The sequence below is a fragment of the Microbispora oryzae genome (assembly GCF_017896165.1).
Classification (GTDB): Bacteria; Actinomycetota; Actinomycetes; order Streptosporangiales; family Streptosporangiaceae; genus Microbispora; species Microbispora oryzae.
This window is the reverse complement of the sequence record NZ_JAFCNB010000009.1, coordinates 100,581-127,505: the sequence shown is the minus strand read 5'-3', so window position 1 is coordinate 127,505 and position 26,925 is coordinate 100,581. Positions and strand designations below refer to the sequence as shown.

The 26,925-nt window shown below is 71.6% G+C and carries 22 protein-coding genes; 11 read left to right on the top strand and 11 right to left on the bottom strand.

Annotation, left to right across the window (positions count from 1 at the left end; all coding sequences use genetic code 11):
* The first annotated feature begins 22 nt into the window (after positions 1–22).
* Complete coding sequence (locus JOL79_RS18105; protein WP_210157150.1) at positions 23–2,899, top strand: helix-turn-helix transcriptional regulator; 2,877 nt, start codon at positions 23–25, stop codon at positions 2,897–2,899.
* 39 nt (positions 2,900–2,938) lie between these two features.
* Complete coding sequence (locus JOL79_RS18100) at positions 2,939–4,444, top strand: aldehyde dehydrogenase family protein (protein ID WP_210157014.1); 1,506 nt, start codon at positions 2,939–2,941, stop codon at positions 4,442–4,444.
* A 124-nt stretch (positions 4,445–4,568) separates the two neighbouring features.
* On the opposite strand, the gene JOL79_RS18095 is transcribed toward JOL79_RS18100, so the two are convergent.
* Complete coding sequence (locus JOL79_RS18095) at positions 4,569–7,463, bottom strand: AAA family ATPase (protein ID WP_307848589.1); 2,895 nt, start codon at positions 7,461–7,463, stop codon at positions 4,569–4,571.
* A 91-nt stretch (positions 7,464–7,554) separates the two neighbouring features.
* Positions 7,555–8,160: a hypothetical protein gene (locus JOL79_RS18090; protein ID WP_210157012.1), complete on the bottom strand. Its 606-nt coding sequence runs from the start codon at positions 8,158–8,160 to the stop codon at positions 7,555–7,557.
* Between the two features lie 521 nt (positions 8,161–8,681).
* Here JOL79_RS18090 and JOL79_RS18085 point away from each other — a divergent pair.
* Both JOL79_RS18085 and JOL79_RS18080 read left to right on the top strand, forming a co-directional pair.
* Positions 8,682–9,008: a carboxymuconolactone decarboxylase family protein gene (locus JOL79_RS18085; protein WP_210157011.1), complete on the top strand. Its 327-nt coding sequence runs from the start codon at positions 8,682–8,684 to the stop codon at positions 9,006–9,008.
* Between the two features lie 25 nt (positions 9,009–9,033).
* Complete coding sequence (locus tag JOL79_RS18080) at positions 9,034–9,783, top strand: SDR family NAD(P)-dependent oxidoreductase (protein WP_210157010.1); 750 nt, start codon at positions 9,034–9,036, stop codon at positions 9,781–9,783.
* Between the two features lie 61 nt (positions 9,784–9,844).
* Here JOL79_RS18080 and JOL79_RS18075 read toward each other — a convergent pair whose 3' ends face one another.
* A complete protein-coding gene (locus tag JOL79_RS18075; protein ID WP_210157009.1) occupies positions 9,845–11,128 on the bottom strand; it encodes a nucleotide sugar dehydrogenase in 1,284 nt (427 codons plus the stop codon).
* A gap of 193 nt (positions 11,129–11,321) precedes the next feature.
* Between JOL79_RS18075 and JOL79_RS18070 the strand changes: the two genes are divergently transcribed.
* Both JOL79_RS18070 and JOL79_RS18065 read left to right on the top strand, forming a co-directional pair.
* On the top strand, positions 11,322–12,464 hold the full coding sequence (locus JOL79_RS18070) for a glycosyltransferase (protein WP_230984994.1): 1,143 nt from the start codon (positions 11,322–11,324) through the stop codon (positions 12,462–12,464).
* Complete coding sequence (locus tag JOL79_RS18065) at positions 12,461–13,315, top strand: MraY family glycosyltransferase (RefSeq protein ID WP_210157007.1); 855 nt, start codon at positions 12,461–12,463, stop codon at positions 13,313–13,315. Before JOL79_RS18070 ends, JOL79_RS18065 begins: the two co-directional genes overlap by 4 nt.
* A 43-nt stretch (positions 13,316–13,358) precedes the next feature.
* On the opposite strand, the gene JOL79_RS18060 is transcribed toward JOL79_RS18065, so the two are convergent.
* On the bottom strand, positions 13,359–14,576 hold the full coding sequence (locus JOL79_RS18060; protein ID WP_210157006.1) for an ABC transporter ATP-binding protein: 1,218 nt from the start codon (positions 14,574–14,576) through the stop codon (positions 13,359–13,361).
* Positions 14,577–14,697: 121 nt separating this feature from the next.
* Here JOL79_RS18060 and JOL79_RS18055 point away from each other — a divergent pair, with 121 nt between their 5' ends.
* Both JOL79_RS18055 and JOL79_RS18050 read left to right on the top strand, forming a co-directional pair.
* On the top strand, positions 14,698–15,693 hold the full coding sequence (locus JOL79_RS18055) for a LacI family DNA-binding transcriptional regulator (protein WP_210157005.1): 996 nt from the start codon (positions 14,698–14,700) through the stop codon (positions 15,691–15,693).
* 1,174 nt (positions 15,694–16,867) lie between these two features.
* On the top strand, positions 16,868–18,592 hold the full coding sequence (locus tag JOL79_RS18050; protein WP_210157004.1) for an HNH endonuclease signature motif containing protein: 1,725 nt from the start codon (positions 16,868–16,870) through the stop codon (positions 18,590–18,592).
* A gap of 456 nt (positions 18,593–19,048) precedes the next feature.
* Here JOL79_RS18050 and JOL79_RS18045 read toward each other — a convergent pair whose 3' ends face one another.
* Entirely contained in the window at positions 19,049–19,537 is a 489-nt protein-coding gene (locus tag JOL79_RS18045) for a glutathione peroxidase (RefSeq protein WP_210157003.1), read from the bottom strand.
* Positions 19,538–19,813: 276 nt separating this feature from the next.
* Here JOL79_RS18045 and JOL79_RS34120 point away from each other — a divergent pair, with 276 nt between their 5' ends.
* A complete protein-coding gene (locus tag JOL79_RS34120; protein ID WP_230984993.1) occupies positions 19,814–20,290 on the top strand; it encodes an aggregation-promoting factor C-terminal-like domain-containing protein in 477 nt (158 codons plus the stop codon).
* Positions 20,291–20,313: 23 nt separating this feature from the next.
* On the opposite strand, the gene JOL79_RS18035 is transcribed toward JOL79_RS34120, so the two are convergent.
* The gene (locus JOL79_RS18035) at positions 20,314–20,958 is read right to left on the bottom strand and encodes a TetR/AcrR family transcriptional regulator C-terminal domain-containing protein (RefSeq protein WP_210157002.1); all 645 of its coding nucleotides are present in this window, start codon (positions 20,956–20,958) and stop codon (positions 20,314–20,316) included.
* A gap of 88 nt (positions 20,959–21,046) precedes the next feature.
* Between JOL79_RS18035 and JOL79_RS18030 the strand changes: the two genes are divergently transcribed.
* The gene (locus tag JOL79_RS18030; protein ID WP_210157001.1) at positions 21,047–22,162 is read left to right on the top strand and encodes a ferritin-like domain-containing protein; all 1,116 of its coding nucleotides are present in this window, start codon (positions 21,047–21,049) and stop codon (positions 22,160–22,162) included.
* A gap of 12 nt (positions 22,163–22,174) precedes the next feature.
* On the opposite strand, the gene JOL79_RS18025 is transcribed toward JOL79_RS18030, so the two are convergent.
* The 3 genes from JOL79_RS18025 to JOL79_RS18015 form a co-directional block, all read right to left on the bottom strand.
* Positions 22,175–22,513, bottom strand: a complete 339-nt coding sequence (locus JOL79_RS18025) for a DUF202 domain-containing protein (protein ID WP_210157000.1) — start codon at positions 22,511–22,513, stop codon at positions 22,175–22,177.
* Positions 22,510–22,845 carry a YidH family protein gene (locus tag JOL79_RS18020; protein ID WP_210156999.1) on the bottom strand — a complete coding sequence of 112 codons (336 nt, stop codon included), beginning with the start codon at positions 22,843–22,845 and terminating at the stop codon, positions 22,510–22,512. The genes JOL79_RS18025 and JOL79_RS18020 overlap by 4 nt, the downstream gene beginning before the upstream one ends.
* Before the next feature lie 124 nt (positions 22,846–22,969).
* The gene (locus tag JOL79_RS18015; RefSeq protein WP_210156998.1) at positions 22,970–23,338 is read right to left on the bottom strand and encodes a DUF8711 family protein; all 369 of its coding nucleotides are present in this window, start codon (positions 23,336–23,338) and stop codon (positions 22,970–22,972) included.
* 62 nt (positions 23,339–23,400) lie between these two features.
* Here JOL79_RS18015 and JOL79_RS18010 point away from each other — a divergent pair, with 62 nt between their 5' ends.
* The gene (locus tag JOL79_RS18010; protein ID WP_210156997.1) at positions 23,401–23,658 is read left to right on the top strand and encodes a UBP-type zinc finger domain-containing protein; all 258 of its coding nucleotides are present in this window, start codon (positions 23,401–23,403) and stop codon (positions 23,656–23,658) included.
* 87 nt (positions 23,659–23,745) lie between these two features.
* On the opposite strand, the gene JOL79_RS18005 is transcribed toward JOL79_RS18010, so the two are convergent.
* The gene (locus JOL79_RS18005; RefSeq protein WP_210156996.1) at positions 23,746–25,335 is read right to left on the bottom strand and encodes a Na+/H+ antiporter; all 1,590 of its coding nucleotides are present in this window, start codon (positions 25,333–25,335) and stop codon (positions 23,746–23,748) included.
* A 46-nt stretch (positions 25,336–25,381) separates the two neighbouring features.
* Positions 25,382–26,704, bottom strand: a complete 1,323-nt coding sequence (locus JOL79_RS18000) for a hypothetical protein (protein WP_210156995.1) — start codon at positions 26,702–26,704, stop codon at positions 25,382–25,384.
* Positions 26,705–26,925 lie beyond the last annotated feature (221 nt).

Here is a 26,925-nt window from a genome sequence, read left to right as displayed (position 1 = left end):
GCCTGACATACTCGCCACCGTGATGGCGCGAAACGCGCGGAGACTGATCGGTCGCTCCAGGGAGCTCGACCGTCTTGCAGCCGTGCTCGACGCCGCCGCCGCGGGCCTCGCCGGGGTCGCGCTCGTGGGCGGGGACGCCGGGATCGGCAAGACCCGGTTGGTCACGGAGCTCTGCGACCGGGCCAGGCGGCAGGGCTTCGTCATCCTGGTCGGCCAGTGCGCCGAGCTCGGCGACGCCCTGCCGTATCTGCCGCTGACGGACGCGCTGCGCGGCGCTCTGGCCGATCCCGCCGGCCCCGTCGTCTCCGCCGTCGAGGCGCGGCCGGCGCTCCGGCGGCTCCTGCCGGGCCACGACGCCGACCCGGCCGGCGCCCCCGTGGGCACCCTGGCGCAGCAGCGGCTGTTCGGCTCGGTGATCGACATGCTGGCCGAGGTCGCCGGGCTCAGCCCGGTGCTGTTCGTGGTCGAGGACGTCCACTGGGCCGACCGGTCCACCCGCGACCTGCTGGTCTTCCTCACCCGCATGCTGCAGCGCGAGCGGGTGTGCCTGGTCGCCACCTATCGCACCGACGACCTCCACCGGCGCCATCCGCTACGGCAGGTCCTCGCGGAACTGCAGCGCCTGCCGCTGGTCACGGGGGTCGAGCTGCGGCCGTTCGACGACGGCGAGATGGCCGAATACCTGTCCACCCTCGACGGGAACGACGGGGCCGTCGTGACCCGGGTGATCGAGCGGGCGGGCGGCAACCCGTTCTTCGCCGAGGAGCTGCTCGCCGCGGCGGAAGACCGCGGCGGGCTGCCGAGCAGCCTGGCCGATCTGCTGCTCGCCCGGCTCGAGGCGCTCTCCGACACCGCCGGGCAGGTGCTGCGGGTCGCGGCCGTCGCGGGCCGCCGCGTCGACCACGACCTGCTGCGCGACGCCACCGGGCTCGCCGACCTCCCCCTGGAGGAGGCGCTGCGGGAGATCGTCTCCCGGCGCCTGCTGACGGCGGGCACCGACGGCTACGTCTTCCGCCACGCGTTGCTGCAGGAGGCCGTCTACGACGACCTGCTCCCCGGCGAGCGGACCCGGCTGCACGCGACGTTCGCCCGGCTGCTGGCCGAGCGCGGCGGCTCGGCCGCGGAGCTGGCCCACCACTACCTGGCGAGCCACGACCTCGCTCACGCGCTGGCCACCTCGGTCGAGGCGGGCCGGAGCGCGGCCAGGCTCGGCGCGCCCGCGGAGGCCCACCGGCATCTGGAACAGGCGCTCGAACTGTGGGAGCGGGTGCCGGAGGCCGAGGCGCTCGCCGGAGCGTCCCGCGCCGCGATCGCGCTGCTCAGCGCCCGCACCGCCGCCGCCGTGGGCGACTACCACCGGGCGATCCACCAGTTGCGCCGCCTCTACCGGCTCGCCGACGACCCCGTCGTCCGGGCCGAGACCGCCGAGCGGCTGGCCTACTTCCTCGCCGACGACGACGGTGACGCCGGGGAGATGCTCCGGATGGCGCAGGAGGCGGTCGAGCTCGCGCCGGAGAGCCCGCTGCGAGCCATGGCGCTGGCCACCTACGGCAGGACGCTCTGGTACAACCTCCGCGTCGACGAGGCGAAGGCGACGGCGACGCGGGCGCTGGAGGTAGCCCGCGCGACCGGCGCGCACGACGCGGAGGCCAGCGCGCTGGTGTCGCTAGCGCTGCAGGAGGAGGCGGCGGGCACCGCCGACCGCGCGGAGGAGCTCCTGGCGGAGGCCGTCGGCCGGTCCGACGACCTGGCGATCGACCTGCGGGCGCGTTTCAACCACGCCCGCGTGCAGTACGAGCGGGGGCGGCTGCGCGCCGCCGGGCCGACGGCGCGGGCGGGCATCGAACTGTCCCGCGAGAACGGCCTCACCTGGAGCACCTACGGCACTGACCTGAGGTTCCTCGACTACCTGGTTCGCTATGCGGGCGGTGATTGGGACGCCGCGGAACGGCTGGCCGAGGGCTTCCCCGTGCGGGTGGGCACCCGGGCGGAGGCCACGCTGTCGTCGTTCGCGCTGTTCGTCGAGGTGGGCCGGGGCCGGCCCGGAGCCGACGAACGGCTCCGATGGCTCTCGAAATTCTGGTCCGACGAGCTGGTGGCCTACATCTCCCGGGGCATGGCCGCCGAGCAGGCTCTCTGGCGCGGCGACCCCGCGATCGCGCTTGAGCACGTCGAGGCGATCGTCGAGGCACTGGACCCGTCCGACGCGGGTTTGATCCGGGTCGTGGCGACCGGGCTGTCGGCGCTCGCGGACGCGGGACGGCCGGACGGGCGGGGCGACGACCTGCTCGGCCGGGCGCGCTGGGCGGCGGAGAACGGCCCGGCCGGGCCGCGGGCCGAACTCGGCCCGGAGGGCGCCGCCTGGCTGGCCCGCGCGGAGGCGGAGTGGCACCGGGCGCGTGGCACGGCCGATCCCGCGGTCTGGCGCCGCGCCGCGGACGCCTGGGGGTTCGGCTTCGTCTACGAGGAGGCGCGGACGCGGCGGCGGCTGGCGGAGTCGCTGCTGGAGTCAGGCGACCGGGACGCCGCGCTCCAGGAGTGGGAGGCGGCCACGGGCACCGCCCGCGACCTCGGGGCGGGGCCGCTCCTGGCGGCACTGGGCGAGCTGGGACGCCGGGCCCGCTTCCGGCCGGCCGGCGATTCGCGGCAGGCGGCGGAGCCGGACGTCCTCGCGGCGCTGACCGGCCGGGAGCGTGAGGTGCTCGCGCACGTCGCGGCCGGGCTGGGCAACCGGGAGATCGGTGAGCGGCTGTTCATCTCGCAGAAGACGGTCAGCGTCCACGTGTCGAACATCCTCGCGAAGCTGGGCGTGACCAACCGGGGGCAGGCCGCCGCGATCGCCCACAGGGAGGGGATGGTCTCAGGCGTGGCGGACGGAAACACCGGAAATACTGTGTAATCGAGACGCCAGGCAGAGAAATCCTTCCGGAGGTCAGCGGTGGCTCGGCAGATCGTTTCCATCGTCGGGGGCGCGGACGTCCCCTCGGGTGTCCCCTACGAGTCGGTCAACCCGGCACGGCCGGCGGAGACCGTCGCGACCGTCCTGCTCGGCGGCCCGGAGGTGTTCGCCGGCGCCTGCCGCGCCGCCGCGGCGGCGCGGCACGACTGGGCGCGGGTCCCCGCGCCGGTGCGTGGCCGGGCGATCGCCTCCATCGGGCGCCTGGTCGAGGCCAACGCCGAGACCCTGGCCCGCCTGGTCACCGAGGAGATCGGCAAGCCGTACGCGGAGTCGCTCGGGGAGGTCCGCGAGATCGTCGACACCTGCGACTTCTTCCTCGGCGAGGGCCGCCGCCTGTACGGGCAGACCGTCCCCTCGGAGATGCCGGACAAGAGCCTTTTCACCTTCCGCGTGCCGGTGGGCGTGGCGGCGATCGTCACGGCCGGCAACTTCCCCGTCGCGGTCCCGTCGTGGTATCTCGTGCCCGCGCTGCTGTGCGGCAACGCCGTGGTGTGGAAGCCCGCGGAGTACGCGTCGGCCTCCGCCCACGCGCTCTACCGGCTGTTCACGGCGGCCGGGCTGCCCGACGGCGTGCTGAACATCGTGTTCGCCGACGGCCCCGCCACCTTCGCGGGCCTCGACCGGGCGCTCGGCGAGGGAACCGTGCAGAAGGTCGGCTTCACCGGATCGAGCGAGGTCGGCCGGTCGGTCGGCGAGTTGTGCGGACGGCACCTGCAGTCGCCCTGCCTGGAGCTCGGCGGCAAGAACCCCATGGTGGTCATGCCCGACGCCGATCTCGACCTGGCCGTCGAGGGCGCCCTGTTCGCCGGGTTCGGCACGGCCGGTCAGCGCTGCACGTCGCTGGGCACGGTCATCGCGCACGAGGACGTGCACGACGAGTTCCTCGCCCGGTTCGCCGCGGCCGTGCGCGCCGCCAAGATCGGCGACCCGAACGGCGACGTGCTGTACGGCCCGCTGCTCGACCGCAGGTTCGCCGAGCGCTACGAGGAGTATCTGGGCTGGATTCAGCCCCATCACACCGTGCTGCCCGGCCCGACGGGCCGCATGGACGGCGAGGGCCTCTACTATCACCCGGTCGTCGTGGACGGCCTGCGCCCGGACGACCGTCTCTTCCTCGAGGAGACGTTCGGCCCGATCGTCGGCGTGACCACCTTCAGGACGCTCGACGAGGCCGTCGAGCTGGCCAACCGGCCCGGCTACGGGCTGTCCTCGTCGATCTACACCCGCGACCCGAAGGCGGTGTTCCGGTTCCGCGAGGGCGTGTCGGCGGGCATGGTGAGCGTGAACAACTCGACGTCCGGCGCCGAGGCCCACCTGCCCTTCGGCGGCAACGGCCGCTCGGGCAACGGCAGCAGGCAGAGCGGCGTCTGGGTGCTCGACCAGTTCACCCGGTGGCAGGCGATGAACTGGGACTACTCCGGCAGGCTCCAGAAGGCCCAGATGGACGTCGCCGAGATCGTCCCCGATCTCGGCTTCCGGCTCTGAATCGAGGTCCCGCAGCCCCCGGGATGGGCAGGGAGCGCGGGAGCCGGTCACCCGGCGTGGGGTGACCGGCTCCGCGGACGAGACCTGGCGTGCGACTGGAACTGAGCGAGCCCTACGAGCGGGCCTACGACGGGTCGGGGCCGCGACGGCCGTCGTACCCGAGCAGGCGCATGGCGACCTCGGGATCCATGGCCGCCGCGAGCAGCTGCGCCCGCTCGGCCGCGCGGTCCCGGTCGTACTCGGCCTGCCGGCGGGCCGCCTTGTGCCCTCGCACCAGCACGACGGCGGCGGCGATGCCGCCGATCACGGCGACGAGCCCGACCGTCAGCATGACGGCCGTGCTGGCGGGCAGGCCGCCGGGCAGCCCGGCCGCCGCCTGGGCGCCCTCGGACGTCCCGGCGATCGCGACGCCCACCAGCACGAGCAGCACGAACGCCACGATCACGCCCACGACCGCCCACAGCGTCCCGTACGACCTGCGGCGGGGCGGGGCCGCGGCGAGGGGCGCCGGGTGATGGGGCGCAGGGCCGCCGTTCCACGGGATGAAGTCCGGCTGCGCGGGCGGCACACCGTACGCGCCCCCGTTGTAGGTGCCGTTCGACTGCACCGGCGCGAAGACGGGCGGCGGCCCGCCCGCCGGGGCGATCGCCGGCGGACCGGCCATGGGCGCCACCACGGTCGACGGCTCCAGCGCCCGGAGGGGCGGCAACGGCAGCTCGACCGGGACCGTGCTGTGCCTGCGGTGCGCCTCCACCGCCGCGGCGTGGTATGCCTCGATCTCCTCGTAGAACTCGTCGGAGATGTAGACGGAACCGTCGATCAGCGGGCCCCGCCGGCCCTCGATCACGGCCACCACGTCGTCGCCGTTGAGCGTCTTGTGCTGTTCGAGGGCGTGCGCGACGATCAGCACGGCCCGCCGGTTCTCCCTGATCAGCTCCGCGGTCTTCTCCAGCAGCTGGGCCAGGTTGAACTCGATGCGCTCGGGGAGCATGTCGGGCACCATCTCGTCGCGGTGGCCCGCCGGGCTGCCGGTGAACCCGATGCCGCTCCCGCCGCCCGGCTTCGGCTGCGCCGCCTTGCCCTCGCGCAGGCCCAGCTCCTGGAGGGCGGGCAGCGAGGCGACGCCGATTCCCATCCCCCAGTGGGCCTCCATGAGGCCGGTGAGCATGGTGGCCGACTGCAGGTCGCCCGAGACTCCCGAGGAGTTGTCCTCACCGAAGAACAGCCGCTCGCCGGCGAGCGAGGCGAGGGACACCATGATGTCCGCCTCATACTCCGACTTCCACCGGGTGAACTGGTCCTCCGGCTTGATGCTGGCGACCATGCCCAGGTAGTCGGCGCCCTTCTCGATCGTCGCGAGGTCGATCTCGAGGTGCTGCCGGGTCCGGTACGCGACCACCGCGTGGCACGCCTCGTGGACGGCCACCGCGTGCCGCTCGCGCTCGATGTACTCGACGTCCTCGGGCGGCCCGAGCTGCTTGAGGCGCTTGGCCCGCATCACGTCCGACCAGGTGATGACGTCTCGGCCGTCCCGGATGGCGGTGATCAGCGACTCGTTGACCATGTCCTTGATCGTGGCGCCGGTGGCGTACGGGGTGATCGTGGCGAGCTTGTCCATCTGCTCGTCGGTCAGCTGGTGGCTGACCTTGTCGAAGTATCCCTTGTACGTGCGGATCCGGCCCGCCTTGGAGGGGTAGCCGACCTTGTAGATGCGGTCGATCCGGCCGGGGCGCAGCAGCGCCTCGTCGAGGGCCTCCGGCAGGTTGGTGGCCATCATGATCAGGATGCGGTACTTCGGCGGCGGCTTCGGCCGCATGCCGAGGAGCCTGCGGACGTACCGGTTGACGAAGCCGCGCGGCTTCTTCAGGCCGGAGATCTCGGTGAGCAGCGCCTCCAGCGTGCCCATGCCGCCACCGCCGCCTCCCATGCCCCCGCCGTACATGAGCCGGTTGACGAACGCGCCGGTCCTGGAGACCTGCGGCGCCGCGGCCGGGGCCTCGGCGGTGTGCCGCCCGAGCACGCGGCGGGTGTGCGGGTCGAGGTAGGCGAAGCCGTTGCAGCCGGCCTCCTCGAACGGCGCGGGGACGGAACGGCCCCAGCCTCCCGGGCCGCCCTGGGCCAGCGCGCCGCGGTTGCCCAGCGAGTCGGCCTCGTCGAAGAAGACGATCACACCGCCGTACCGCAGGGCCAGCTTGCGCAGCTTGCGGAACAGCGACTTGACCTTGAGCACGCCGACGCCGAAGAACATGTTGATGAACGCGCCGGGGTCCACGAACACGTACGGCTTGCCGGTGGAGCCGGCCACCGCCTCGGCCATGAGGGTCTTGCCGGTGCCGGGCGGGCCCCACAGCAGGATGCCGCTCGGCACGTAGCCGCCCCTGGCCTCGATCTCGTCGGGCTTCTCCAGGAAGACGATGTTCTCCTTGACCCGCTCGACCACGTGGTCCTGGCCCCAGACATCGGAGAACCGGGTCTTGATGTCGTCCGGGAAGTACACGTCGACGCCGCCGCGCGACAGGAACCAGAAGATCGCCACGAACTGGCCGACGGCCAGCAGCATGAGCAGCACGATCTGCAGCACCGTGGGGAGGAAACCCCAGATGGTGGCGGGCACGTTGTACAGCGCCTGGATCGGCGAGACGCTCTGCACCTTGGCCAGCACGAGCGCGATGACCGCGATCCAGATGACCCACTTGATCGCCCGGGCGATGCGGTAGCGGTTCCAGTCGTTGAACCGGCGGTGGGTCCAGCGGTTCCAGCCGCCGAAGATTTTGTGGGTCCACAGGCGGTGATAGCCGGCGGACCGCTCGCTGATGAGGAAGTGGAACTGCCGCACCACCTCGACGCCCGCGAGGGCGAGGACCCACCACGCCTGCTGGGTGGTGATCACGAGGGCGTCTCGGAGCGAGATGATCCCCTCGTAGGTCGCCGTCGTGTTCCACAGCAGCACGCCGTACGCGATGGCCAGCAGGAGCAGGAACTTCGTCCGGTCCCACAGCGCCAGCCGCTTCCGGGTCACGGGGTCACGGTCCTCCGGACCTGATCCCGGCTCCCGAAGCCCCTCAGTGTGGTACTTCGGTGGGAGGGCCGTGCTCATATGAGGGGCTCCTTCATTGGTTGATAAGGCGCTTGACCTTGAAGGACTTGGCGATCAGGTCGATTTCGGCGGCCCGCTGCCGATAGCAGGCGGCCGAGCAGCGGATCAGCAGCGTCGAGACGTGCGAGCCGTCCGCGGACAGATACGCGGTCTCGTCGAACGTCTGCACTCCGCCGTCCAAACGGTAGTTGAACACGCTTCGCACTCCGCGCACCCCGTCCGCCACCGGCAGAACGTCGTCGGCGAGCAGTTCGAACCCCTTGAGCTGGGATTCCTGGTCGCTCTCGAGTTGCTTCCGCACGTCTTCGGTCACCGCGACGGGCAGCCCGCTCGAATTGCGCAACATGTTCAGCGAAGCTGAATTCTGCTCATCCTCGGTGAGTTTCTGCACCTTGGCGAAGACGAACGGCTGGTCGTCCGTTCCGGGCGAGCCCTCAAGCAGGTGCAGCACCGACGGTTTGGCGTGCGCGTCGAACGCGGCCGTCCAGACCGATTCCTTCTGCACCTGCGCCGTCGCCGAGTCCGGATCTCCGAACAGCGCCGCCTCGATCGCCTTCGGGTCGACCTGCTGCCAGCTCGACGGAACCTTGAAGTAGGTCGCGCCGTCCTGGTCACGCACATACGTATATTGGGGGCCGGCACAGCCGGACAGAACCGAGGCGGCCAAGGCCGTACCAACGGCCACTCCTACCACCCCGGTTCTTACCCGCGGTATTTCCACTGGGGCGCAACCTCCGCTTTGCGGGTCTACGAGGTAGTAGTGCCCGTTTCCCAAGTATCCATCTCCCGGCAACACGACGCCATCTTGGAAAACTTGACCAAATCTTGGCCGTTCCTTGGCTCGTGTTGTTACCTCAAGCCAGAATGCCCGGCCAGGCGCCGCCTGTGAACAGCAGGATACGAAATTATCCTGGCAGACCATCCACCAGCGGCGACGACATCGCCATTCAGGCCATACCCGGATCGCGTCCCGCTCACCGCCGACCCGACGACCGGGCCGGGAGGCCGGGAGGGACCGCGATCTCCGCCGCGATTCCCGCCGCCGGTCCCGGCGATGTAACGCGTCCCTGCCCAGAAAACGACACCTTGATGCATGTCGTCAGGAACTTCGCGGCCGGGTGAGCGGGAGGGCTGAAAAGCATGAAGCAGGTCTTCGGAGGGGGCGGAGCCGGCGAGGAATCTGGCGGCCTGTTCGGGATGACGATGGAGCACGTGTTCTCCGAGGTGTGGTCGCGCGACACGCTCAGCGACAGGGAACGGCGCCTGCTGCTGCTCGGCCTGCTCGTGGGCGAGGGGCTCGACGACGTGATCGAACTTCATCTCGACACCGCGCTGCGCGCCGGCGAGCTGACCCCCGACGAGCTCAGGGAGACGGTCGTCTTCCTGACCCTCTACGCGGGCTGGCCCCGGGCCGCCAAGCTGAGTGGCCAGGTCGAGGAGTTGATCGCGCGGCACACCGGGACGTAGCCCCGGGCGCGGTAGCCTCACCGTCATGCCCACCGCACTGATCACCGGCGCGACCGCGGGAATCGGGGCCGCCTTCGCCCGCCGCCTGGCCGCCGACGGCTTCTCCCTCGTCCTGGTGGCCCGTGACCGCGAACGCCTCGCGTCGTCGGCCGGCTCGCTGCGCGAACGCTACGGCGTCGCCGTCGAGACGCTGCCCGCCGATCTCGGCCTCGACGACGGCATCGGGGCGGTCGAGGAGCGGCTGGGCGCGGGCGTCAACCTGCTCGTGAACAACGCCGGCTTCGGCCACAACGGCAACGGGCGGGAGGTGCCGATGGCGGACGAGCTGCGGATGCTGCGGATCCACTGCGAGGCGGTGCTCCGCCTCACCCGGGCCGCTCTCCCGGCCATGCCCGCCGGCGGCCCGGGCGGTGTGATCAACGTCGCCTCGGTCGCCGCGTTCTTCACGAGCGGCACCTACGGCGCGTCGAAGGCGTGGGTGGTGAGCTTCAGCGAGGCGACCGCCGCGGAGCTGGCGGGAACGGGGCTGCGCGTGATGGCGCTGTGCCCCGGGCTCGTCCGGACGGAGTTCCACGAGCGGGCGCGCATGGACGTCTCCGGCGTCCCCCGGTTCCTGTGGCTGTCGGCCGACCGGGTCGCCCGCGACGCCATGCGGGACCTGGCCCTCGGCCGCGTGGTCAGCGTGCCGTCCACCCGTTACAAGGTGCTCACGGGGATCGGCAGGCACGTGCCCCGGCGGCTGGCGGCCACGGTGTCCGCCAGGGCCCGCCGCTGAGGCCGCCGGCTCACGGGCGCCTACTCACGGGCGCTTACGCACGGTCCTGCTCACAGCTCGCTCACAGCCGTTCCACGTTCGGGCCCCGGCATCGCCCTCGGGTGTCGAACACGAACCGGCTCGTCCGCTGGACCCGTTCGTAGTCGAAGCAGTCGTCCCCGCTGAGGACGACGACCACGTCGGCCTTGGCGAGCTCGGGGCCGGTCGCCTCCACGATCTCCAGCCCGGCCGGCGGCAGCATCTCGCCCGCGCGGGGCTCGGCGGCCCGCACCCGGGCGCCGAGGCGGCACAGCGCCTTCGGCACCTCGATGGGAGACAGGCCGAGCAGCAGGATGCGGCTGCCCCGCACCGCCCGGCACCTGCGGTTGAGGGCCAGGCCGAGCCGGCTGACCACCTGATCGGCCATGTGCCCGTTGACGTCGTCGGCCAGCTGCACGAGCCGCGACGCGCCGCCCCCGCCCCGCCTGACCTGCCACGGCAGGTATGACACGTCCAGCGGCAGGCACGGGACGTCCAGCCCCGGTGACGGCGTGAACGGCAGATAGCCGTACGGCCGGGTCGACGCCGCCTCGATCACCTCCCACGGGTCGGCGCCCACCTGCCCGGCGACGACCGACAACTCGTTGGCGAGCGCGGTGTTCACGTGAGTGAAGGCGTCCTCCAGCAGTGCGGTCAGCTCGGACACCCGGGGCGAGGAGACCCGGACCACCTCCCGCACCAGCCGCCCGTAGACCTCGGCTATCCGGTCCAGCGAGGCCGCGCCGACCCCGGACACCACCTTGGGCGTGTTGCCGAGCCGCCACCGCGGGTTGCCCGGCTCGGCACGGCGCGGGCTGTGCCCGAGCAGGAAGTCCTCCCCGGCCACCAGGCCTGATCCGTCCTCCAGCAGCGGCCGGAGGAACTCCTCGGTCGTCCCCGGGCAGGTCGTCGACTCCAGGACCACCGTCGTGCCGCGGCGCAGCAGCGGTGCCAGCCGCTCCGCGGCGGCGGCCAGCGGCCCGAGATCGGGGGCGCCGTGCCGCATCCGGACCGGCACCGTCACCAGGCACACGTCGAAACCGGCCGCGTCGGCGTAGTCGGCGCTCACGCCGTACCGGCCGGAGGCGTGGGCCACGGCCAGCTCACCCTCCGTGACGCCCTCCACGCACGCCTCTCCGGCGTTGAGCCGCTTGACCCGCCACTCGTCCGCGTCTATCCCCACGACGCGGAACCCGGCCTCCACCGCCCGCATCGCGAGGGGCAGCCCGGCGCGGCCCTGGCCGACGACGACCAGCTTCTCCGCGTAACCTGCCGCGTAGCCTTCCGCGAGGTGCTCAGCAGGGTTCTCAGCGAGGTTCTCCGCCATGGGCACGACTGTAGGAGCGGCGTCCCGGACGGGCCCTCATTGCCCGACTCCGCGGGTGTAAGGCTTGGGCACGGATAGGGGAAAGTCTTCTCCGGGTGCCTCCGGACGCCCCGTCGCGCATCGTAAGGCGGGCTAGCTTCTCCGACATGATCAGGGAGCAGCCAGCATGAAACCGGATGACCGGATTCGTGTCATGGAGATAATCGCCCGGATGAACGTCGGCGGCCCCGCCACCCAGGTCGCCGCGCTCTGCGAGCGCCTCGACCCGCGGGAGTTCGACCACCGCCTGTACACCGGTTACGTGGACGGCGGCGAGGGCGACCACCTGCAGTTGCGCGACGAGAAGATCCCCGTCCACCGGGTGCCCGGTCTCGGCCGCGCGATCAAGCCCGCCGACGACTACCGCGCGCTCCTCCGTCTGGTCAGGGCCATGCGCGAGTTCCAGCCGCACATCGTGCACACGCAGGGCACCAAGGCCGGCGCGCTCGGACGGCTGGCGGCCGGCATGTGGGGCGGCGGCGCGGCCCGGGTGCACGTCTTCCACGGGCACCTGCTGCACGACGACGTCTCCCGTCTCCGGCGAGCCGCCTACCGGCGGGCCGAGCGGTTCCTCGCCCGGCGTTCCGACCGTCTCGTCACGGTCGCCGCCCGCCTCCGCGACGACCTCCTCGCCACCGGGATCGGCCGGCCCGAGCAGTACGTCGTGATCCCGCCCGGTGTCGAGCTCGGCCCTCTGCCGTCCCGCGCCGCGGCGCGGGAGTCGCTCGGCGTCCCACCGGACGCCCCGGTGGTCGCGTACGTCGGGAGGCTGAAGCGGAGCAAGCGGCCGGACCGCTTCGTCGAGGTGGCGCGGCTCGTCCTGGAACGAATGCCGAAGTGCCGGTTCCTCATGTGCGGCAGCGGCGAGCTCAAGGAGGACGTGGAGCGGGCCGCCATGCCCGTCTGGGACTCCTTCCGCCTCCTCGGCTGGCGCAGGGACGTCGAGACCGTGTACGCGGCCGCCGACGTGCTGCTCCTGACCTCCGACAGCGAGGGCACGCCGCTCGCGCTGGTCGAGGCCGGTATGGCGGGCGTCCCCGCCGTCGCCACGCGGGTGGGCGGCGTGCCGGAGGTGGTGCAGGACCGGTACACCGGTCTGCTGTGCGAGCCCGACGCCGCCGAGCTGGCCGGGCTCACGCTCCGGCTGCTCGACGACCCCGGACTGTCCCGGCGGCTGGGCGACTCGGCCCGCCGGTGGGCCGCCCGGGCGTTCGCCGCCGATCGGCTGGTCGCCGACACCGAGGCCCTCTACCGGTCGCTGCGCGGCCCGGCCCGTGCCGGAGTGGGCAGCCGGTGACGCCGCCCGCCCTGCCCCTCGCCTTGGTGTGCGCCTTGGTCTGCGCCGCGGCGCTCGGTGTCGTCCTGCGGCGCCTCACCCGGCGGCGGGCGCCCTATCTCGCCGGACTCGCGCTGACGGCGGCCACGGCGCTGCCCGTCGCCGTCCTCTGTCACACCGACCTCTGCGGCACGCTTCTCTGTCACGCCGACCGGCGGGTCGCCGCGATCCTGCTCGCGTCCGCCGCCGTCGCGGTGGTCGGCCTGATCCACGACGTGGGACACCTGTCGCTCGCCACGCGGCTCATCGTGCAGTCCTTCGCGGCGGGCGGGGTCGTGCTGTGCGGGATCCAGGTCACCCTGACCGGCGACTGGCCCGACGGGCCTGTCACGGTCATGTGGCTGGTGGGCGCGGCGAACGCCTTCGCCCTGCTCGATCGGGTCGAGGGCGCGCCCGCGCCGGTCGCCGTGGTCACCGCCGCCTTCCTGTCGGCGGCGGCCGTGGTGCTGGACGACCCCGGTCTCGTCGCCCCGCTCGCCGGGCTCGGCTGCGCCTGCCTCGGCTTCCTGCCGCGCGGTCCCCGCCGCGCCGGGCGTCTCCGGCGGGCACGGCCGTGGCTCGGCGCGTCTGGCGCGCTGTTCGCGGGCTTCGCGCTCGCGTGCGGGGCGACCGCCATGACGGCCGGCCGGGACGCCGCCACGATCGCCGCCGGGCTCCTGCTGCCCGTGCTCGTCGCGCTCGTCGCGGCCGGGGCGTGCGCCCTCACAAGTCTCCTGCGCGGGACACGCCGCGGAACCGGCCTCCGTACGGGCCTCCGTACGCGCAGGGGGCCCGCCGCGATCCCGCCGCGCATCGGAGCGAGGCGGAGCTGATCACGACGGGCCCCGACCGGCCCCCAGGACCGGTCACCTGGCGTCAGCGGCCGACGTTGGCCTCGTGGCCGATGGACAGGCCCGAGTCGACGTCGAAGAAGTGCAGGTTGTGGGTGTCGACGACGAGCTCGACGTCCTGGCCGGGACGCACGTGGCTACGGGCGTTGACGCGGGCAGTCCACAGGGACTTGTCACCGGCCAGCGGCAGCGTCGTCTCCTCCTCGTCGCCGTCGTTCTGCGCGGCCACGGTGTCCTTGTGCTCGACCGGCGGGGCGTCGATCGTGAACAGGACGTTGATCTCGGAGCCCAGCTCCTCGGTGACGTTGGCCCGCACCGGAAGGCGCACCCACCCGGTGTTGCCGTTGGCGGACGAGGAGTCCTCGAAGTCCGAGGGACGGATACCAAGGATGATCTTGCGGCCGAGGTAGCGGTCGAGGCCGGGCTTCTCGGCGAAGGTCGAGTCGGGGACGGGCAGCCGGTGGCCGGCGAAGACCACAGCCGCGCCGTCGTTGCCCCGGACGAGCTCGGCGTAGGTGAAGTTCATGGCCGGGGAGCCCATGAAGCCCGCGACGAACAGGTTGACCGGGCTGTCGAAGAGGTTCTGCGGGGTGTCCACCTGCTGCAGGAGACCGTCGCGCAGGACGCAGACGCGGTCGCCGAGGGTCATGGCCTCGACCTGGTCGTGCGTGACGTAGACGGTGGTGACGCCCAGGCGCTCGTGGAGCTGGTTCAGCGAGGCGCGCATGGAGACGCGGAGCTTGGCGTCCAGGTTGGACAGCGGCTCGTCCATGAGGAAGGCCTGCGGCTCACGCACGATGGCGCGGCCCATGGCGACACGCTGGCGCTGACCACCGGACAGGGCGGCGGGCTTGCGCTTGAGGTACTGCTCCAGGCCGAGCATCCGGGCCGCGTCGTTCACCCGCTTCTGGATCTCCGACTTGGGCATCTTGCGGAGCTTGAGGCCGAACGCGAGGTTCTCCTCGACCGTCATGTGGGGGTACAGCGCGTAGTTCTGGAAGACCATCGCGATGTCGCGGTCCTTGGGGGGCAGGTGGTTGACCACCCGGTCGCCGATCACGATCTCGCCGCCGCTGATGTCCTCAAGGCCGGCGATCATGCGAAGCGCGGTGGACTTGCCACAACCCGAGGGCCCGACGAGCACCATGAACTCGCCGTCCTTGATCTCCAGGTTGAGGCCGTTAACGGCCTTCACCCCGCCCGCGTAGATCTTGTCGACGTTGTTCAGAACGATAGAAGCCATGCCAGTCCTTCATGCTTCGGTACGGGGAGTGTGGATACGTTTTCAGAACTTTCTACCGAAGTGCCACGTACTGTCAAGGTTTCGTTTGCGGAGAGAGTGGAATCCTGCTGGAATCGTTTCCATGAACGACGGGATCCAGCGCCGTACGACGGTGAAGGACGTGGCCGAGGCGGCGGGAGTCGGGGTGGCGACGGTCTCCCGCGTGCTGTCGGGGGGCCAGGCCAGCGCGCAGACGCGCGAGAAGGTCCTGGCCGCGGCGGCCAGGCTCGACTACCGGCCCAGCGCGCTCGGCCGCAACCTGCGCAGACGGCGCACGGGTGGCATCGGGCTGCTGGTGCCCGACGTCACCGACAGCTTCTACGCCCGGCTCATCGACGGGGTCCTCTCCTGCGCCCGTTCGTACGGCGAGCCGGTGACGGTCGGCGTGACGGGTGACGACCCCGAGCGGGAGGCCGAGCTGATCGGGACGATGATCGAGCAGAGCATGGACCGGGTCATCGCGGTGCCGTCGGGAGATGGAGAGACGTGGGGGCCCGCGCTGCGGGCCGGGCTCAACCTCGTCTTCGCCGACCGGCGCGGCCGGGCCGATGTGCCCAGCGTGATCGCGGACGACGCGGGCGGGTTGCTGACCGCGGTCGAGTACCTCGCCGGCCTCGGCCACCGCAAGATCGCGTTCCTGGCCCGGCACGGTCAGGCGCAGCGAGTGGCGGCGTTCTCCGCCGCCCTGTCCACCGTGGGCCTGCCGGTGGGGCCCGACCTCGTCGTGCACGCCCGGGCCAGCCGCGACTCCGCCTACGCCGCCGCGGCGGGCCTGCTGCAGCGTCACCCCGACGCCACCGCCGTGCTCGCCGGCGGCAACGTGCTCGGGGAGGCCACCGTGCTGGCCGCCCGTGAGCTCGACGTGCGCATCCCGCGCGACGTCTCCCTCGTCATGTTCGACGACGTCCCGTGGGCCGAGCTCTGCTCGCCGCCGCTGACGGTGATCGCGCAGCCGGCCCAGGACATCGGGTACCGCGCCGCCGAGCTGGTGTTCCGGCAGGGACGCCGCCCGCCGAGGGTGATACTGCCCACCGAACTGGTCGTACGGGCGAGCTGCGGGCCCCGGAGAAGGATTTAGGGAGCGCCCCGTGGATCTTTCGCGGTTGGCCAAGAAGATCTACGGGACACGGCCCGCCACGGGGTCCGGCCATGTCCGGTCGCATGGCCGGGTCTTGTCGTTGTTCCGGTGGCGGCGTCCGACGTGAGAGCAGCTCGTCGTCGCGGCCCGGGCCGGTGGGTTGTCAGTCACGTTGTGTAGCGTGCCGAACGCACGATCGGATGTCGTGGGCAGGGCCGGCGGTCCGCCGGCCCTCACGCCGCCCGACACCGAAGCAAGGCGAGCAGCACTCATAGGTTCTTACTTTTCGAACAGGCTTGCGGTTTACTGATTACTTTCTGTAGTGTTGCAATTACCTGACGGCCTGATGGTAGGGAGGGGTGTCCCGGTGCCGGTGTTCCACGATCCTGCTGTCGACGGCTGCGATGGTTCCCGATCAGGCGGTCGTGGGTCTCGTCTTCCCTGGCCGCGTGGTCGTGCCCAAGGCGCGCGCCGCGGCACCGTTCCCCCGGGTTCCACGGGAGACGTTTCTGCGCGGTCGGCACGGTCATCGCGGTCAGCGGGGGCGGTGCCGCCTGTGCTTGAGGGCACATGCCTGGACCCGCATGCTGACTCCCGCGCCAATTCTCATACGAATCCCGGTGCGGGGTCTGACGGTCCTGCCGTCCCGCCGATATGGTCCGGTGACATCGGTCCCGGTGACATCGGTCCCGGCCGTGAGGGGTCCGGTGACAAGGGATCCGGCCATGCGGGCTCGGGCGCCGGTGAGCCGTGGCAGCCAGGAGAGGCCGGTCCGGCCGGTGCTGTCGACGGCGGCGCTCCCGACGATGCCGCTCCAGGTCCACGGCCGTACCTGTCGGAGACGGAGCTGCTGGAGCTGGCGGCCAGGTGGGCGAACGCGGAGGTGCCGGACAGTTCGGCGATGTGCCTTCAGCGGACCGAGACGCTGATCCAGGCGGTGGACCTACTAAATGCGGCGATGGTGACGCTGCTGCACCAGGTGCATGTCACCGGTGAGGCCAAAGCGGATGGGCATGCCTCCACCGCTTCGTGGCTCCGCTCAGACAGACCGAGCACCCCCACACCGAGCACCCCCACACCGAGCACCCCCACACCGAGCACCCCGACACCGGGGGCAACCACGCCGGACGCGGCAGAGACCGGCGCTGACGTGCGAGCGCCCGGAGCGCCTGGCGTGCAGGGGATGCCGGTGGTGGTGCGGCGTGGTCCGGGGATGACGGGTGCGCAGGCGGCCCGGTGGTTGCGGATCTCCACAGAGGTGGCCCGCCTCCCGCAGGTGAAGGCCCGCTACCGAGCTGGGTCCCTGTCCGGCGGAGCGGTGGACGCCATCACCACGGTGACGGCCAAACTGACCGACAAGCAGGCCGAGGAGGCCGAGCCGATCCTGGTGCAGTTGTCCGACAGCGCGTCGTGTGCGGAGGTGGCCAAGGCCGGCCGCTACATCCGGGAGATCCTCGACCCCGGCACCCTCGTCGAGGAGTGCGAGGACGACTACGCGTCCCGGTTCCTGCTGGTCCGCCCCTCCAGCACCGGCGGCGTGGAAGGCGAGTTCCGCCTACCGCGGGAGGCGGCGGCCCGGCTGCGGTCGTTCCTGACCTCCTACGCCCGGCCGAAGGACAGGGACGACGACCGGCCACTACGGGTCCGCCAAGCCGACGCCTTCGCCGCGCTGCTGAGCGAGAAGGTCTCCACCGAACTCATCGTCATGGTCCGCGCCGAGTCCATCCCCGACGACATCCTCACCCCCACCGGCACCGGCGCACCGAAGGCCCCGCCGGCCGGAACGCAGGACGCCACCCAGACCGGCACCGGCCCCGACACGACGATCGGCACAACCGCTCCCCCGACTCAAACCACGTCGCCGGACCCCGGTCGGGCGACGGGCACACACAGCACCGCCGGTGCGGCGCGTGCGCGCGGCGATGACGAGACACCTCCCACGGCCGGCGCGGGCCGAGACGGTCCCAACGCCGAGACAGCTCCCCCCGAAGATGGCCCACCCGGGGCCGCTTACGAGCAGGCGGGTCCTGACCATAACCGGGAGCCTGATCATGCCGCAGAGCCCGACCATGCCGCAGAGCCTGATCATGGTCCGGGTTCTGACGATGCCGCGCGGCCCGACGACGGCACGGGTCTTGGCGGCTGGGGTGACGGCGTGCCCGAAGCCGCGGCTGCTGCAGCCGCCTCCGAAGACGTCGCCGCCGCCACCCAAGAAGCAGGTACGGAGGCGCGGGCGGAGAGGGGGGCTGAGGCGCGGACGGAGGCACGGGCGGAGGCACGGGCGGAGGCACGGGCGGAGGGGCAGGAGGAGGCGGCCGGAGCGCGGGCTGACGCGTGCCGCACGTGCGGGCATGCCCCCGACAGGTTGGCTCCCGGGCTGCTGGTCGCGACCGGGCAGTTGCTGCCGGTGAGTGACGTGCACCGGCTGGCGCGGACTTCGCAGTTGACCCGGATGGTGTTGGACGCGAAGGGGCAGGTGCTGGACATGGGGCGTTCGGTGCGGCTGGCCACCCCAGCCCAGCGGAAGGCGCTGCTGGCGCAGTACGCGACCTGCTACTGCCAGGGCTGTCCGATCCCGGCCACCATGGCCGAAGTCGACCACGTCCAGGGCTGGATCGACGACGGTGTCACCAACCTTGACCTGCTCGCCCCCGCCTGCACCTCCACAACCGCGACAAATTCACCCACCCCCACCGCTACACCACCCACCGCAACGAGAATGGCACCTGGACCCTCACCCACCACCCCAACCGCCGAAGATACGAACGCAGCAGCTACGAACGCGGCACCCGCCAACGCCCGGGACGAACCCCGGACAGGACGCCCGGGGAAGGCGCGGGAACACGCGCCCGGCGATAGCAGTCTGGGAGAGGGGGAGCCCGGGATAGGGCGGGAATAAGACACCCGGGATAGACGGCCGCCCGGGCGCAAGCAGAGCGCGACCCCGGACGGGCAGGCAGAGCGCGACGCCGGGCCGCGTACCCACCGGGCGCCCGGCGACCCCACGCCCGGCGACCCCCATACCCGGTGATCGCATGCCCGCACGCGCCCGCCGCGCGCGTGCCGTATGCGCCCGGTCTGAGAGCTACCCGGTCTGAGAGCTACCCGGTCTGAGAGCTACCCGGTCTGAGAACTCGGCTACCTGACCTGCGAGTCCCTCATGCCCACCGGCGCGGCGAGTCGACGACGGCAGTCACCCACTACCCCAACTCACCACCCCGACTCGCGACGGTGTAGTCCGGCCCGAGCGTCGTTGCCTCCGTCACCCTCGGTCGCTTGCGGGGGCGATGGCGTCCTCACATACGTCTCCCGCCTTTCGCTCAGGCCCAGAACGTGAGACGGGACCAGAGGCGCTCTAGGAGACGAGCTTCTCGACGGCCTCGACGATCTCGGGCGCCTCGGGCTCGGTCCGCGGGCGGAACCGCGCCACGACCTCGCCGCCGGCGTTCAGCAGGAACTTCTCGAAGTTCCACTGCACGTCGCCCGTGTCGCCGGACGCGTCGGGCGTTGTCGTGAGCTCCGCGTAGAGGGGGTGCCGGCCCGCGCCGTTCACCTCCGTCTTCTCCAGCAGCGGGAAGTCGACGCCGTACGTCGTGGAGCAGAACTGGGCGATCTCCTCGGCGGAGCCCGGCTCCTGGCCGGCGAACTGGTTGCAGGGGACGCCGACGACGGTGAAACCGCGCTCGCCGTACGTGCGCTGCAGCCGGACGAGGCCGTCGTACTGGGGCGTGAGACCGCACTTGGACGCGACGTTGACGATCAGTGCGGCCCGCCCGGCGAGGACCGCGCCCAGGGTGGTCGGCGCGCCGTCCAGGGTGGTCACGGGGATCTCGAGAGTGGTCATGCCTCCGACTCTACCGATGCGTAAGGCCCGGGGGGTGGAACGGCCAGGAGTGGCCCGCCGGGTGGCAAAGAACTGTCCGCGGCGTGTCGCCGCTGCGGTGCCGGAGCCGGGCCGGCGTATTTCAATCCGCGTGAGGACCCGTCGCGGCGCCTCCCGGGAGTTCTCGTGATCCGGTGCAGGCCGAGCGGACGGCCGCGTCCACGCCATGGGCGCGGCCGAGCGGCGGGCGCGTCCACGCGCCCGCCTCCCGCACGCGACCCGACGACAAGGACCGTTTTGGACAGTAAGAGCGTTCTACGCAACACCGCCGCCGCCGTCATCGCCGTCACCGTAGCGGGTGCGGGAAGCGCCGCGGCCTGGGCCGAGGGAGCCGCACAGCCGGCCACGCACCTCGGCGTGTGGAAGATGCGCGTCAAGCTGGACGCACCGAGGTTCCGCCCCGCCACCCCGAAGCTGCGCAACAAGGCGTACGCCTTCCGGATGGTGAGCCGGCGGGCCTGGTCGGGCGAGCAGTTCCAGTGCCTGAACAGTCTGTGGACCAGGGAGAGCAACTGGGACCACCGGGCCTACAACGAGGGCTCGGGCGCCTACGGCATCCCGCAGGCTCTGCCTGGAAGCAAGATGGGGTACGTCGCGCAGGATTGGCGGTTCAACCCGCAGACCCAGATCCGGTGGGGGCTGCGTTATATCAAGGGCCGGTACGGCTCGCCCTGCGGGGCATGGGGGCACTTCCGGTCCCACAACTGGTACTGACGGAACCGGGGAGGCGCCCAGGCTCAGCCGCGGGCGTCTCCCCTGACCACCGTCCCGCCGGCCCGCACGGCCATGGCCTGGACCAGCAGTTCGAGGCCGAACTCGAACTCCTCCTCGTGGTCGCACTCCTCCAGGTAGGGCGCCAGTTCGCCGACCACGGGGAACAGGGCGGGGTCCACGCCGGCCGACGTCACGTCGGGCGGCACCGGGGGGATCGCCGGGGCCACCCCCACCTCCCTGAGCAGGGAGCCCACGACATACGCGATGAACATCCGCAGCAGCCCGACGGCCTCGCGGCCGTCGAAGCCGGCGTCGCGGAGGGTGGCCAGCGCCCGCTCGACCGGCAGCAGCCCGGCCGCCGACGTCCGTTGCCGGCTCACCACGACCATGGTGCAGCGGGGATAGTGGTGGGCGATCTGCCGGAAGGCCCGCGCCTGGATCCGTACCCGGTCGGTCCAGTAGGCGGACGGGTCGTCGGTGAACTCGACCTGGGACAGCACCGCCTCGGCCACCGCGTCGAGCAGCGCGGCCTTGCTGGGCACGTGGTTGTACAGCGACATGACGCCGACACCCAGCTCCGTCGCGATCCGCCGCATGGAGACCGCGTCCGCGCCCTCGCGCTCGATCAGGTCGACGGCGGCGGCGACGATGCGGCTCTGGTTGAGCATGATCACACTCCCCTCCCCCCGTTGACGCACGTACAGCGTACGTGTCACCCTCGAACGGGTACGTACGTTGTACGTCTAGGAGGCTCCGGTGTCGACGCACGAGCTCTACACGATCCCCGCCGAGATGTCCACGTGGGACGTGGGGATGACCGGTGCGGCCCGTTTCACCTGGGAGTACGACGACGGCAGGGACCGCATGCTCGCCCTCTACCAGAAGGGCAAGGACAAGCAGTGGGACTCGGTCAAGCGGATCGACTGGAGCATCGAGGTCGACCCGTACAACGTGCTCGGCGTACCTGACCAGACGATCTCGATCTACGGCACTCCCCTCTGGGAGCGCATGGGCGAACGGCAGCGCAAGGACGTCAGGCTGCACAACGCGGCGTGGCAGTTCTCCCAGTTCCTGCACGGCGAGCAGGGGGCGATGATCTGCTCCGCGCGGATCGTCGAGTCCGTCCCCGACCTCGACTCCAAGTTCTACGCCGCGACCCAGACGATGGACGAGGCGCGGCACGCCGAGACCTACGCCCGCTTCCTGCAGGAGAAGATCGGGCTCGTCTACCCCATGAACGAGCACCTCAAGGCGCTGCTCGACAGCACGCTGAGCGACTCGCGCTGGGACATGCCGTATCTCGGCATGCAGGTCCTGATCGAGGGCCTCGCGCTGGCCGCCTTCGGGGTGATACGTGACATCACCACCAAACCCCTGCCCAAGCAGATCCTCGCGTACGTGATGCAGGACGAGGCGCGGCACGTGGCGTTCGGCCGGATGGCGCTGCGGGACTACTACGCCAACCTGTCCGAGGCCGAGTTGCGGGAGCGCGAGGACTTCGTCATCGAGGGCTGCTATCTCATGCGCGACCGGCTCCGCGGCCGGGAGACCTGGGAGAACCTCGACCTGTCCCGGCAGGAGGTCGACGAGGCCATGCTCGCCGTCGACCGGTCCGAATACATGCGGGTGTTCCGGTCGCTGCTGTTCAGCCGGATCGTGCCGTGCGTGAAGGACATCGGCCTGTGGAGCCCCCGGCTGCGGCAGGCGTACGCCGACATGGGCGTCCTCGACATGGCCGGGCAGAGCCTGGAGACGCTGATGAGCCAGGACGAGGAGATCGCCGACCGGCTGGACGCCGAGCGCTTCGCCCAGGAGGAGCGGGAGCGGCACGAAGAGGTCGGCCAGACCATCCGGTCGGCCGGCGAGGGGTAGATCGCGTCCAGCTCACCGGGCGAGCGCGACGATCAGGACGAGTGCGCCCGCGGCGACCGCCAGCGCGCCCAGCCAGGCCAGCAGGACGTCGGCTCCATGATCGAGCGGACGGCCGTCCAGCAGCGCGCGTTGCACCCGCCGGTCGCGCAGGCCGGTGCGCACGAGCAGGACCGCCCCGCACAGCGCCGCGGCCACGAACGGGATCGACGTCGCGAGGGGCACCCGATGGCGCAGGACGCCGCCCGCCGCTCCGAGCGCGCACACCGCGAGCGCCGCGGCGGCGCGGACCCAGGCCAGCCGGGTCCGCTCGATGTGCAGTCCGGGCGGTCCGTCCTCCCCCGCGCCGGTCATCGCGACAGGAGGATCAGGACGAGCGCGAGAATCGCCACGCCGGCCACGCCGTACCCCACCACGGGGGCGAGGGCGGGCGGCGGGAGCGGCTCCGCGCGGCGCAGCGCGCGCTGGATCTGCCGCCACCGGGGATAGGCGGCGCCGGCGGCCACTGCCGCCAGCAGGACGAGCACGACCGCCAGCAGCGTCCTGATCCAGGGCGCGAACAGGCTCTCCGGCACGGCGGCCATCGCGATCCCTCCCGCGCTCAGCGCGAGGGAGGTGCTGATCCAGGTGAGGAACGTACGCTCGTTGGCCAGCGTGAACCGTGGGTCCGGCTCGTTGCTATCCATGGGTAAAGGCTAAATTTGCCGGATTCCCCGGCGGTTCGTCGGGTTGCCCGGTCGTATCAAGCCGCGGGGGTCGCCGGGCCGAACTGGTTCGCCTGGTTCGCCTGGTTCGCCTGGTTCGCCTGGTTCAGAGGCAGGCGTCGCCGACCTCCTTCAGATAGCGGGCGCCGTCGCCGGCGACCTGCCGCGCCGCGTCGACCGCGGACTTGGCGTCGTCGACGGTGAGCTTGTCCAGGCGGTCGGACAGCCCTCGCAGGGCGTCCCGCAGCGAGGTGTCGGCCGCCTTGTCCGCCAGATCGCCCAGCGTGGCCGCGCCGTCCTCGATCGCCTTGCTCATCGCCTCAGGATCGTTCACGGTCCGGCCGATGGAACTGATCGTCTGGTTGATGACCCGCGTCGCGTCCGCGCACGTCTGGGCCTTGTCGGCGGTCGCGCAGCCGGAGGCCAGCAAGACGGCGGCGGCCGCGGCGACCGCGGCGGGCGGGAGGAGTCGCATGGCCGGAACCCTACCCAACGCCTGGTCGGATGCGGCGGATCCGAAGCACTAGCATCGGCGGCATGGGAGTTTGTGAACATCTGCTCGACACGGCGAATCCGGATCCGCGTCCGCCGGAGGGCTGCCAGGAGTGCATCGAGCAGGGGGGACGCTGGGTCCACCTGCGCCGGTGCCTCGACTGCGGCCACATCGGATGCTGCGACTCGTCGCCGAGCAAGCACGCGACCGCGCATTTCCACGAGACCGGACACCCGGTGGTCCAGTCATACGAACCGGGCGAGGAGTGGCGCTGGTGCTATGTCGACCAGCGCCTCGGCTGACCCTTCCAGGCGTTTCCCGGTGTCCCGGCCGGCCGGTGCGGCCGTCCGGGATCCGGGGGACCGCCGGGTGAGGCCCGGCGCCGGCGGTCAGCCGCGTTCGAGGGTCGCCTCCTCGAAGTCGAGCTCCTGCATGACCCGGTGGAGGACCTCGTCGTCGATCCGCCGCTCGTCCCTGAGCCGGACGAAGACCTCGCGCTCGGCGACGAGCATCTCCCGCCGCAGCCGCCGGTAGACCGCGGCGGGCGTCTCCTCCCCCTCGGGCCCGGTCCCGCCGCCGAGCCGCTCCCACGCCTGCAGCGCCCGCCGTTCGGCCCGGCCGCGCAACTGCTCGACGACCTGCTCGTGGACCTCGTGGACCCCGTCCGCGGTCAGCTCGTCGAGCCGGTTCAGCGCCGCGGTCGCCGCCGCCTGCTGGGCGCCCGCCTCGGCCAGGTCGTCGGTGTAGCGCTCCTTGGCGTTGGAGACGCCGAGCCTGCGGATCAGCCAGGAGAACGACAGGCCCTGGACGATCAGGGTGCTGATGACGATGCCGAAGGTGAGGAACAGCAGCAGTTCCCGTTGGGGGAAGCTCTCGGGAAGGGCGAAGGCGGCGGCCAGGGAGACCACTCCGCGCATGCCCGCCCAGCTCGTCAGCACCACGTTCTGCCACGAGGGCGACTTCGGCTCCCGCGCCCGCACCCGCTTGGACAGCATCCGCGGCAGGTACGTCGCGGGCGGCACCCAGGCGATCCTCACCAGGACGACCACGAGGAACAGCACGACGGCGTACAGGGCGATCTCCGTGGGACGCCGCCCGTTCATGGCGGCGACGATGGGACGCATCTGCAGGCCGATCAGCGCGAAGACGATGGACTCCAGCACGAGATCCACCACCTGCCAGACGGCCCCCGACAGGAGGCGGACGCCGTACGAGGTGCGGGTGAGCTGGTGGCCCAGGTAGATGCCGACGACCACTACGGAGATCACACCTGAGGCGCCGATCGCCTCGGCGGCCAGGTAGGCGGCGTACGGCACGAGCAGGGAGACGCCGTTGGCCACCAGCGCGTCGGTCAGGCGCCGCAGCAGTAATCCCGCCGCGTACGCGATGGCGAGGCCGATCAAGAGCCCGACGCCGGCCGAGAGGAGGAACTCCTTGCCCGCCTGGACGACGTCCACCGCCGCGCCGACCGTGGCCGCCACCGCCACCCGGTAGGCGGTGAGCGCGGTCGCGTCGTTGAACAGCCCCTCACCGACCAGGATGGTCAGCGCCTTGCGGGGCAGGCCGAGCTTGCGTCCCACGGCGACCGCGGAGACGGCGTCGGTGGGCGCCACGATCGCGCCCAGGGCGAGCGCCGCGGCGAACGGCAGCCCGGGGATCAGCGCGTGCGCGACGAAGCCGACGACGAACGCGGTGAGCAGCACCAGCCCCACGGCGAGCAGCCCGACCGGGCGGCGGACGTCCTTGAGGCGGAGGTAGGAGCTGTCAAGGGAGGCCGAGTAGAGCATCGGCGGCAGGAAGACCGACAGCACGATGTGCGGGTCGAGCCGGTAGTCGGGCACCCCGGGGACGTACGAGACCACCAGACCGGCGAGGACGAGGAGGAGCGGGGCGGACCAGCCCCGCCACCTCGCCAGCCCGGCGACGGCCAGCGCACCCGCGGGGAGCAGGAAGAGTTGCAATGCCGTTGACGTGTCCATCGACGACGAGGTTACTCAGCGCTGGAACTCCAGGCTTACCGCGCCATCACCAGCCGCCGCGGCCGTCGTCCCAGCCCTGCCCTCGCGGATCGGTCCACTCGTCGGCGTCCGGGTCCATATGACGCTCCCCGCCCTGCTCACCTCGCGACTGCGGCCTGAGGCGCTCACCCGTGGTGTACATCGGTTCCTGCGCGTACGGCCGGACCTGCTGGCCGAGGCCGAGCGGATCGCTGGGGTCGACACCCATGGCGGGCTGCTGGACGGCCGGCTCGGCGCCAGGGCCGCCTGCGTGGCGTTCCGGCGCCTGCCCGGGAGCGCCCTGCGGCGAGTCGGGCCGCCTCCGGGAGCCGGATGAGGACGAGGCGACGAGGCGGTCCTGCGTCGGCGCACCCCTCGCCACGAGCACGTCGTTGGGGCCGAGCGGCGGAGCGGGCTGCGGGTAGGACTCCGCCGCCTGCTGATACGGATCGGGCTGCTGGTACGGATCGGGCTGGTACGCGTCCGGATGCTGCCCATAAACGTCCTGGCCCTGCGCGTACGGCTCGGGCGCCGCCCCGTAGGCGTCCGGCGGCTGCGTGTACTGCTGCGGCGCCCGGGGAGCGGGCGGCCGGGCGTCATAGCCGTACTGCTGATCCGCGTACTGCTGATCCGCGTACTGCTGATCCGCGTACTGCTGATCTGTGTACTGCTGATCTGTGTACTGCTGGTCGGCGTACCTGTCCGCGTACTGCTGATCGGCGTATTGGTCGGCCGCCGGACGCGCCTGCGGGGGCGCCGGGTAGCCGTCGGCCGTGGCGGGGGGCCGGGCGTATTGGCCCGTTCCCGGATAGTCCGGATAGTCGGTGTAGTCGGCATGGCCCGCCGAAGACCGGCGTTCGGGGTGGTCGGGACGGCCGCCGTGCGCCGGATATGCCTCCGGCTGTCCGTACTCCGCGGCGTATCCGTCGCGGGACGAGCCGTAGCCGTCCCGCTCGGCTCCGTAGCCGTCACGGTCGGTCGCGTAGCCGTCGTGGTCACGAGCGCGCGGTTCGGGAGCGCCGTACTCGTCCTGGACCTGGGTCTGGGCCCCATAGTCGTCCTGGGGCCGATAGGCCTCGGGCGCCTGTGCGGGATCTCCCTCGGCGGTGGGGAAGGGCCCCGTTCCCGCGTCGTGGTCGTTTCCGGACACCTCGTTGAAGCCGTCGTCCAGGGTGTCGATCAGGCGCCCGACGTCGCTCAGCGGCATGCGGAAACTCGCCGTGCACATCTCGCCCCGCCACAGGCTGAGCACCAGGGTGCCCTCGTGCCAGGTGACCCGGAGCACACGGTCCTGGCCGCGCGCGTCGAAGAACACCTCGCCGAACGATGGCAGTGGGACAACTTCCGACATGGCAGACATAGTGCCTTTACCTGCCCTTATCCGTCCACTCGACGTCGGGGGACCCGTGCGGGACGCCCGTTTCGTCCCTTAGTACCTCGTGTTCGCAGATCGCCGTTGACCTTGAGTGCCTGCTATTCAGTGTGCCACGTGCGACGGCTGGTGGTTCTTGGAACGCCAGGACGTGCTGGGGCGGTCACGCACCGATTGTCGGTCGCACCGGGTAGCGTTCT